The sequence below is a fragment of the Marcopretia estuarina LEGE 06307 genome (assembly GCF_056633115.1).
Map to the genome: position 1 here is coordinate 204,936 of NZ_JBSJOY010000001.1, position 10,250 is coordinate 215,185.

At 55.3% G+C, this 10,250-nt stretch carries 6 protein-coding genes; 3 read left to right on the forward strand and 3 right to left on the reverse strand.

Annotated features, from left to right (window positions below; translation table 11 throughout):
* Position 1: 1 nt before the first annotated feature.
* The 3 genes from ACWJI3_RS01080 to ACWJI3_RS01090 form a co-directional block, all read right to left on the reverse strand.
* The gene (locus ACWJI3_RS01080) at positions 2-793 is read right to left on the reverse strand and encodes a DUF305 domain-containing protein (protein WP_255099534.1); all 792 of its coding nucleotides are present in this window, start codon (positions 791-793) and stop codon (positions 2-4) included.
* 121 nt (positions 794-914) lie between these two features.
* Entirely contained in the window at positions 915-1,634 is a 720-nt protein-coding gene (locus ACWJI3_RS01085) for a glutaredoxin family protein (protein WP_094510884.1), read from the reverse strand.
* A 221-nt stretch (positions 1,635-1,855) separates the two neighbouring features.
* A complete protein-coding gene (locus ACWJI3_RS01090) occupies positions 1,856-2,509 on the reverse strand; it encodes a TMEM165/GDT1 family protein (RefSeq protein WP_480202541.1) in 654 nt (217 codons plus the stop codon).
* A 1,216-nt stretch (positions 2,510-3,725) separates the two neighbouring features.
* Between ACWJI3_RS01090 and ACWJI3_RS01095 the strand changes: the two genes are divergently transcribed.
* The 3 genes from ACWJI3_RS01095 to ACWJI3_RS01105 all read left to right on the forward strand — a co-directional run bounded on the left by ACWJI3_RS01095 (position 3,726) and on the right by ACWJI3_RS01105 (position 9,758).
* Positions 3,726-4,862, forward strand: a complete 1,137-nt coding sequence (locus tag ACWJI3_RS01095; protein WP_480202542.1) for an alpha/beta hydrolase — start codon at positions 3,726-3,728, stop codon at positions 4,860-4,862.
* 789 nt (positions 4,863-5,651) lie between these two features.
* Positions 5,652-8,969 (forward strand): beta-ketoacyl synthase N-terminal-like domain-containing protein, encoded by a 3,318-nt coding sequence (locus ACWJI3_RS01100; protein WP_480202543.1) that lies wholly within the window; start codon positions 5,652-5,654, stop codon positions 8,967-8,969.
* 177 nt (positions 8,970-9,146) lie between these two features.
* Positions 9,147-9,758, forward strand: a complete 612-nt coding sequence (locus ACWJI3_RS01105; RefSeq protein ID WP_480202544.1) for a 4'-phosphopantetheinyl transferase family protein — start codon at positions 9,147-9,149, stop codon at positions 9,756-9,758.
* The last annotated feature ends 492 nt before the right edge of the window (positions 9,759-10,250 follow it).

Consider the following 10,250-nt stretch of genomic DNA (forward strand, 5'->3'; position numbering starts at 1 on the left):
ATCAGAGCCGGAACAGGGGGTCGTAGCGGTAGTACTCAGGCTTGCGCAGGCCCTCCACAGCCAGCATCCGGCGCAGCTCCATGATTTCGGCGCGCTGCGCCACGATCACCCCGCGGGCAAACCGACGGATCGTGGGGTTGGTGCTCTTGGCCAGAGCATCGTGCGCCATCACCAGTGCGCCGCCGTGGTGGTCGAGCATGCCTTCGAGGAACCACACCACCCGGTTCTGCGGTGTAGGGAGCGCGCCCATCATGCGCATGCCGTCGATCTGGGCCTGGCTCATACGGGTGAGGCCGCTGAGGCTGTTGGGATCCCCACCGCTGGCCAGCGCCACGGGATAGACGGGCGCCTGGGGGTACCAGGCCCGGCGCCAGAGGCCCATCGCCCGGATCTCATTGGCCTGATCGCGCCAGATCGCCTTGCCCAGCGCCCCCACGCCCGGCTGGCCGATGCCGAAGACGATTTCACTCATCCGCAGCGCCCCGGTGTGGTGCTGAACCATGCCGTCGATGAAGCGCAGGTCGTAGGTGGCGCCTGCAGGGCCCACGTCATGGGCGTGGCTGCTGTGGTCGTGGTGGCTATGGTCATGGCCGGCATCGCCTGGGGCTGGCCTGGCCGCGGGAGTGTTGCCCGGTGTGCCGGTCATTCCGGGTACGGCGTGATGGTCGCCGTGCTGCCCGTGGTGGTCTGCGTGGCGCTGCAGGTCCGGGGGAGTTTGGGCCAGGCCGGGGGCTGCCAGCACGAGGGCGGTGGCCAGGCCCATCAATGCGGCGGGAGCAGGGAAGGTGCGCATGGGGTCGGGCTGGATTGGCCCCACCGTATGGTCTCCCCCCTACTGGAGAGTCAAGTGGGCTGCGGGCTGCCGTGTGGCTCCAGGTTTGCGGAACCTGCCGGGCACGCCGTGGCGTTGCCCTTCAACCCCTCAGCAGCATCCACAGCCCCATGGCCACCATCGCCCCGTTTTCCAGCACGCTCACCAGGCCCAGTGGGGTGCGGCTGTTGCCGCCCACGCAGGCGCAATCAAGGTCGAGCTTGTCGACATAGACCGCCTTGATCACCGACACCCCACCTTCCAGGCCCATGGCAAGCGCCAGCAGGGCGATCGGCGCGGCCTCGAGGCGAGCCAGCAGCGCCAGACCCAGCAGCAGTTCGAGGTAGGGGAACACGCTGGCGTAACCCCCCAGCCACCGGGTCAGCACGTTGTACTTGCGGAAGGAACGGCTGAACGCCGGTGGATCCATCAGTTTCAGGCAGGCCAGCAGCGCCAGCGCCATCCCCATGAAGCCCCCCGCGCCGTTGCCGAGCGCCAGCGCGATCAGCGCCGCGATGGCAAACACGGTGATGACTGGCCTGTAGCTACGACCCCCCGGCTGGCGTGGTTTGACCCCGAGCCGCCGGGCCAGCTCTGAGTAGCCGCCGATGCGTTCGCCCGCGGCGAACACCTGCGGGGTGGTGCTCACCCCATGGGCCGCCTTGAAGCGCTCCACCTCCTCCTGGCTGAGCAGCAGATGGTCGTCGTAGGGAATGCCCAGCTCCTGCAGCAGGCCTACCGCCAGCTCGCCATAGGGGCAGACGTGGCCGGAGATGGCGATGCGATGCAGCCGCACAGGTGGTGGTAGGCGGGCGGGCGTCATGGCTGATCAGGCAGTGAGCCTCACCGTATGGTCTCCTCTCAGCTGGAGAGTCAAGAGGTCGTCTGGAGAGTTTGCCGCGTGGTGAGCCGGCGCAGGCCGCCTCTGCCAGGGGGCGCCGACACCTTGCGCAACAGACACGACCGGGGCAATGCGTCGGGCCCCTCGATCCACAGCCCCTTGACCCGCCTGGCGCGGTGATCCGTAGCGCAAGCCGGCGGGATTCAGCGCATGGCCTGCTGCAGGGCGAACAGGCCGAAGGCCAGGAACAGACCGCCACTGAGCCGGTAGAGCATCTGCTCGCTGATCTTCTGGCCGATCCACTTGCCGGCTCCCACCGCCAGCCCGGTGACCAGGGCATGGCCGCCCAGGGTGCCCGCCAGCAGCGCGCCGAAGGGGAAAGAGGGCGCCGTGGCGAGAAAGATGGTGGCGAACTGGGTGCGATCTCCCAGCTCGGCGATGAACACCAGCGCGAAGGATTCCCAGATCACTGCCAGCGGTGTGGTGATCCGGTAGCGGCGCTCGGCCGCCTCAACGGCCTCTTCCGCATCTCCGGCCTCAGCCGCGGCAGCCCCCGGTGCCATGGCCTGGGCGTCGATCAACAGCTTGATGCCGAAGCCGAGAAACAACGCAGCTGCCAGCCACGGCACCACGCTGGCTGGCAGCAGTTCTCGCAGGCCATAGCCCATGCCCAGCGAGATGAGCGTGACGGCCGTGAGGGCCGCAAAGGAACCGATGAACACCCAGCGGGCCCGATGGCGGGCCGCCAGGATCAGGGCCATGAAGAAGGTCTTGTCGCCCAGCTCGGCCAGGGTGATGGCCGTGAAGCTGGAGCCGAAGGCAGCGGCCCCATGGCCGGTGAGGAAGGGAAACACCATGCGCTCAACGACACCCTGAACGGATCAGAACCAAGGCGTCGGGGGCGGTCACTGTCAAGTCAGGTCCATGCATGGCTACAATGCATGAACATTCCCGCATGAACCATCCCCGCTACTGCCACAGATCCGATGGTGTGGCGACCCCTAGGTTTACCGACGGGCAGGCTTGACCGACCCAAGTCCCAGAATACAATAAGAACCCAGTAAAAAAGAACACAGTAAAACACAGCACCGTCCCTGATCATTCTTTTGTGATCTCATCACTTGGCTGTGGTTTTGGCCGACAAGCTGCCGAGAGGCGGCAATGACGAGGAATCCATGGCCAAGTCACGCAACCCGTGAGAAGTTTCTCGCTGAGATGAACAAGCCGGGGCTCTGAGATGCACTGGTCGACTTAGCGAGTCTTTCAACTCCTAAAGCAGCTCCAATGCAGGACGACTGTCCAATGCGCTGGGTACCGTGCTGCTGATCCACCTGTTGCAGCAGCGGAAATCACTGAGCGATCCTGCGATGGAGGAGCCGCTGCCTTGATTGAACTGCTCACCATGCGGCGCCCTCCCGTCATCGCCAGCTGATTCTGCTCACCTGGTAGCAGACCCAGCGAGCCGCGCTGCGGGCAGCACTGCCACAGCGACGTCAGGTTTGTGCCCCCCACCAGCGCCAGAGACCCCCTGCTGTCGACATCGGCTGACATCACACCCATGTCTACGAGAAGGCCCGCCACTAACACCCGCTGCAATGGCGCCGATCCAGCCTCTGCTGGCGCGAGCCAGAAGTGGTGTGGATCAAGAAGCCGCCAGAAGAGCCGATACGGATTCTGGCAGCACCCTTGCCCTGGGAAGCTTGGAGAGCAGCCCAGGAGTGACAGTTGTCACGACGTTATCGTCAAGGCTGGCGGCACATTGTTCAGTTTCTAACCACGCCCCACAAAGAAAGTCAATACTGGTAGTGAACGTGGATTGAGGAGGAGTTGTTCGTGGTGAAAGTGACCCCAATGTGTCTGTCGTGGCGGAGCTGTGACCAAGACCAACCGAAAACCAGAACCGTGTCAGCCATTGTGGATCCTTCTGCAGCTGTCGTTGCCTGAAAGTGACTGCGAGAGAAGGTGTCAGGGTTTAAGATCAAGGGTTGAGGCAGATGTCCACACGCATCGATCGGATGACTCATCGAAGCCACTTCCATGGTGCATTTCGCCAAGCCCTGTAGGATGCTCAGGATGTCCGAGTTCGCATTGAACACCGTAATGGCGCACATCAAGGGTGATCACATGGAAGATTTAGTTATGACAAGTTCTGACCATTCACGTATTGAGGCACACCCATACATGGCCCCAAAGTCGAGCTCTTTCAATGCCGCTGCTGCCAATCAACCTTCTGTATTGCCCGCAGTTTCTTCTGGTAAGTCACCAAGAAAGCTGAGGTTCCATCTTTTGATGCTGACAGCGTTTCTTCTGATGGATACGATGCTCTCAAGTTGTGCCATGGCACGGCCATTCAAGCGTCGCGTTGAGGGACAAAGGCAATCAGCAGCATCCAAACCAGTCAATGTGTCGACGAGTGGAACTGCTTACTCTCCATTGATCTCGGGCGCTCCAATTGGCAGTAACAAGCTTGATATCTATCCATGCAAGCAAACTTCCGGACGTCCATGCCCGACACTAGTCTATGTTCACGGAGGTTCTCTGATGAGAGGAGATAAGAGGAGCGTCGGCTCTATGCCGGAACTCTTTAATCGTAATGGCTTTTGCCTTGTCTCACTCAATTATCCAGTCTACGGGCGTCCCATCCCAGGTCTGATCGAGCAGCAAATGTCTGCACTGTCTTCTGCCACTGCATGGCTCAAGGGCAATCTTGGAAGGGTCAACCCATCATGCTCGATGAATGATGCTGCCATCATGGGACATTCAGCAGGTGCATACCTGGCATCGCTTCTTGCCACTAGTCCACAGTATGGAACGTCAGCAGATGCATATCAGAAGTTTATTCTGAATGACTCGAACTGGTACACGGGTAAAGTTGGAAGATACAAGGACAGTCTGGCGATTATCTTTGGTAAGAAAGCCGTAAGTGGCTCAGGTAAGAACTCTACTATCGCCAAATGGGTTCCCGCTCAGCTTGTTAAATCATCATGCCCGAAAGAGTCATCACCCACCGATGTGATGATCATGTATTCAACGCAACGTCCCAAGAGTCAGCAAGCCGAAATCAGGTCATTCGCCAATACGCTGAATGGATGTTCCGCTTTCAATGCATCCCTTTCGGCTCATGGGTATGATCATAAGGCAATGCATACCAGCATCGGAAAGCCTAGCAGTACGACGGGAGCGGCCATCCTTGCATTTCTCAAGCGATGAGATAACGCCGATAACTGATAGATAACTGATAGGTAAAGGACAGCAGCTGTAAAGGGTCTTTCCTATCAGTCTACATAGAAGCAACATCATTCTCGGTGTTGTCTCCCTACTCGACTTGATGAGTCCTTCACGGGCTTGTGATTACAATGACTAAAGGTCAATCGAACGGTCTGGTGGGGTCACTGGTTATCTGCACCACCCTTCATCTTCTCCTATGTACTTCCTGCACCGCAGTATCTGTGGCAAGGTCACAGATCATCTGGTCCATGGGCTCAACCAACCCAGGCTGAACTGACCCAGACATCATAGAGAGGGCCTGGGTTGAGGCGATGGCTTTGACCACTTGTCAGATCAAGTTGGCCAGCGAAGGCATCAGCATGCTCCTGTGATTGTTGAGGTTTACCGGCATGGGCCCTGTCATTTTGCTTGGCCTAGCACGGTTGAATCGATGCCAGTCAACAGCATGATTTCAATGATTGGTAACCAAGATGACTTTCACATTTTAGTGATTCTGCTAGGAATAGCTGTTGGCTTGCTGTATCGCGATGAATTGACTACCGAGAGCATTAACCAGGTCACTCCTCGTGTAAACGCATCGCTGGGCCTGGCTATCCCCTCCTGCCACGAATGGAGACGGAGAAGTCATGGTTGCGTCAGGGTTCCTGCTCTCATTCGGACCATTCAGTACGTCTTGCGGTAAGACCTACGCTATCTGCCCCCCGCCATGTTGTCTCCGTGTTTTGGCGGTGTTCCCACACTCCCGTCTGGACATACTCATGCTAGCCTGATATGAGTCACAAGGTTTCTATGCAGGGCTACGCAATTGTAGGCATGGCTTGCAGATATCCGGGAATCAAAGATACTTCATCATACTGGGATGCACTCGTCAGGGGTGAATCACTTCTGACAGAAATGAGCGATTCTTGGTCTCGGGCTTACTACAACCAATTCCAAGATAGATCTAATCCGCGCGAATCATACTCTACAATCTATACAAAGAAGTATGGATCTATCGCTAATAACAGCTGGATTGATTCCATTCGGTTTGCCTTTCCTCCTAACCTAGTTGAAGGAGACCCATCCCAGTATCTCTGTCTGCAAGTGGCCGCCGAGGCCATGGCTGATGGCTTACGCGGACGTGCTCCGGATTGGATTCCTCATGAGCGTACAGGTGTGGTGGTTGGGATGGGAGACCATCCTCATCGAGGCATCGTAGGGGCGTTGATGAACGGCATGATCATGGAGCATTTCATTGATGTCCTTGCTGATTCTGTCGGGGCTGTTCTGAAAGGCGAGCGCAGAAAGCAGCTACGCTCACTCCTTTCATCGACCTATGAGTTGGTTTGTGATCCCGCTATAACACCAAACCTGATATCTAACGTAGTCTCTGGAACAATCGCCAACAGGCTTGGCCTCCTTGGCCCTAATTACCTTGTGGATGGTGCCTGTACGTCTGGCATGATTGCAATTGATCATGCAATCAAGCAATTGGACGCTGGCGATGCCGACTTGATGTTGGTAGGTGGTGTCCAGGCTACAATGAACTTCCCTATCTATCAATTATTCTGCACGATTAATGCGTTGTCTGAAGAGGGAATTTTCCCGATGTCAAAGTCCGCATCTGGAACGCTTCTTTCCGAAGGTGTGGGCTTTGTTGCAGTAAAACGCCTTGAGGATGCTGTGCAGTCTGGAGATACGATTTATTCCATCATTCGATCAGTTGCACTGGCCAGTGATGGAAAGGGCGAAGGGCTGTTGGCTCCAAACCGCCAAGGACAAGTCGTCGCGATGAAACGGGCCTACGAAAAATGTAACCTTGAGCCGTCGGATGTTTCCTTGGTGGAGGTTCATGCAACGGGAATCCCCCATGGCGACAACACAGAACTCTCCTCAATGCTTGAGGTCTTTGGTGATTGTCATCGTGGTCTTTCAACCATTGCCATTGGATCAATCAAGTCGTTAATCGGCCATACGATACCCGCATCGGGGGTGGCTAGCATTATCAAAATCTCTCTTGCTTTGCAGAACAGGCTAATTCCTCCTTCGATCTGCCCGGATCCGTTAGAGGCTGTTGCTGACCATTCAACTCCATTCTATATCAATCGCACATTGCGACGTTGGGTGCATTCACCATCCAAGCCACGTGTGGCTGCCATCAATTCGTTTGGCTTTGGTGGGATTAACGGCCACTTGCTTCTTCAGGAGTTTACCGCCCCAGATCAACGAAATTCGTCTCCAGTGGTTCTGTTCCCATACCAAGTCTCACACACTCCCGATACCGCTGAGAATTCAGGGGCCCCCCTTGCAACTGATCATTCTGGAAGAACGTACCGTGGGTTGCTTCAGTACAAGCAGTATGGTTATACAACGATTGGTCGAGCAGCCTTTCTGGAGGCAAGCTCCCGTTCCGAGTTGCAGTCATTGATCGCTGACATTGATGTTGATGAGATCCAGCAGGCGGTTCTCATCCGCAGATCGCCTGCCAAGGAGCAGACCGCAGAGGCTTCGCTCAGGCTCGTTGTCTTTGCGCCGTCACTCATGAAACTCAGTGATGGGTTGCAGGATGCATCTGCTTGGCTAGGTGGCAACCCATCTTCTCAGGGACATCGTGGACGTAACTTTATCTATTCGGAGTCGACAAGCTCAAAGGGTAAGGTTGCATTTCTGGTTCCTGGAGAAGGTGTTCAGTCTCCAGAAATGCTTAGTGATCTCACAAAGAGTATTGATCTCTTTTCCTATTGGTACAGCTTCATGGACGGAGCCTTGGATCGTGATATTTCACTAGGCTTGGTTACCAGTATGCCGAACGCAGATCTTGATTGTGCTAAATCGGCCAATGCAAAGCGAATGGAACTTCTTTTTGCCCAAGACTCGGCCACGCAAATCATAGCTGCTTGCCTGATGTCTTTCTACGAGATTGCCTCTCGGATTGGACTTAGGCCTGACCAGCTTATTGGTCATAGCCAAGGAGAATCGAATGCAGTAATGCTTTCAGGCAGTCTTACCACAATGAAGAACGAAGACGACCTTCGGACGAGAGTAAGGCAGATTCATGATTTCTTTTCTCAGGCAGATTCAATCGATGAGTTTCCCGAAGGGTCTACGTTCGCCATTTCCGGTCTTGAATCTAACCAGCTAAAGGAGATCCTTGAACGTCGTAGTGAATGGTCACTCATTTCAGATAATTGTCGCTCGCAGCGTATTGTCTTTTCTGAGGCTGCCTTCAGCAAGGAGCTCGAGGAGAATGTGCTCGCCGCAGGTGGATCTCTGCTGCCAACTCCTCTAACACGGCCTTATCATACTCGCTATTTTCAGCAAGGAGCTGAAACTCACAGAAGGCTCTACAGCCAATTCCCTCATTCTATAAGGATTGAGCCTCATCATGCAACTGTGTACAGCTGCCTGACCACTCAGCCTTATCCCAATGACTATGAAGAGGGCACACGCATCTTCATTGACCAGTGGGTTAATCCTGTTAGATACGAGGAAACAATTCGGAATATGTATGCCGATGGAGCCAGGTACTTTGTTGAGTTGGGTCCTAATACAACGTTGACTAGTTACACTAAAGAAGCTCTTTCTGAATACTCTGATATCGTCGCCGTCTCGCTCGGCACCTCTCGTAAAGACAGCACCACTGCCTTCCTGCAATCGATAGCAACCTTATGGACGTCTGGTCTAGACCTAGACCTTGATGCTCTCGATGGCCTCTTTATTGAGCGCTATAGGACTGGCTTGACGATGGTGACGAGGCCTGCCGCTGCTGTTTCAGTTCTCTCCGAGATCCCTCAGTACAACTCCACAGGTCTCAAGGAGTTTCTTGCTTCCCTGTCTACGGATTCCCCGACTGCTGCCAACACAGATCGGCAGGCGTCAACAGCCCAATTGATACCTATCGAGGAGGAGAAGTCCATTCCTTCTCCTGTTGAATCAAATTCACCTGGCATCCGGGCTTCTGCCCTTCATTCCCACTCTTCTGAATTGGTTGGCTCACAGGAGGATCCAGCTTTGCAGCAGCAGCTGCTGCTGGAGCACAGCCGAACCATCATGGCGATTCTGGCTAGCGCTGATGCCACCTCAAAGCAAATCTTCAGTCAGGTTGATTGATCAGTGCAACTAATGCTTGTACGGGCAGTTGACCCATTCTTGAGCAAACAACTCTCACACAAGTATCTATCTTCTTGCGAGCAGAGATATCTGTCGGCATGTAATCACCCTTCAAGAGTTTCTGATTATGTTACTAGCCGGCTTGCCGCTAAGTTATTGCTATGGAGATGGCTTCAGTTGTCCCCTGTTGCCGCTAAAGAGCTTTCCCTCTATGGTCTCCCAGCTCGTCCACCAAAACTCTATCTGCATCAGGCGATTCTCAACGAGTTACATGTTTCTGTTTCCCATTCCAAAGGCCTGGTTCTCGTTGGCATTACTGATAGTCAGCCATTTGGTGTCGATATTGAACACATCTCTGGGCATGATTGGACAGCCATCTTCGCCTTTATGCGCTGGCCGCTCCCCATCCCGCCACATCATTGGCAGATGGATCAGTATTGTTGTTGTGTCTGGGCAATATACGAAGCCGGATTCAAGCTTTTTGGTGGAGCAGTTGTACAGGCGGATTTCCGCTTGCTTTCCATCGACATTCCTGCGGACTGCACCGTGATTAGCGGTCTTCCATATTCTTTTACTGCCTCCTTCTCAACGCTGAGCTTCGCCGGAGAGGGACTTGTCTGCAGCGATTGGGTGATCGCTGTGGCTATGGAGCCTTTGCGTTCCATTGATGATTCTTTGTTTGATGGAATCACGGATGCTGATGTTAGCTGCGCGACAGTTCACCCACATGAACTATCCATTTCCCCTAAACCCAAAAGATCCATGCCATCCGAATCTCTCATGCATTGAATCGCATCCCATCGAGTGAGTGCATCATTGAAACCCAGCTTTTAGCATCAATGACAAGATTGGCAGATTTGCTGGTTCACAGGATGGAACACGTTTCTGCCGCGGACGTGGTAGCTGCAATCAGTGCCTGGTCGCTATGCCACTGATGGGGTGGTACGAACTTGAGCGTGTTGTGGTGCCGCCCATCTTCGCGAGAAGCCTGCGGCAAGGCGTTGCTGTGGTCAGCGTGCAGAACCAGCGGCTCCAGACGTCGATCACCAGGTAGAGAAACAGCCACACCCCGCACCGTGGTGGGCAGACAGGTGATGTCTCACGACCACACAGCAATGGATCGATACGCTCGCAGGCGCGGCACCGGGCCGTGGCTCCTATGGCTGTTGCGTACGGCTCAGCGATGGGCCCGACCATGCGCGTGCAGCGCCCAAGTAACAGCTGGACTCGGAGCCGAAGACGAAGTGTTCTCCGGAGGAGTTGAACAGGTCCTGATCCGCG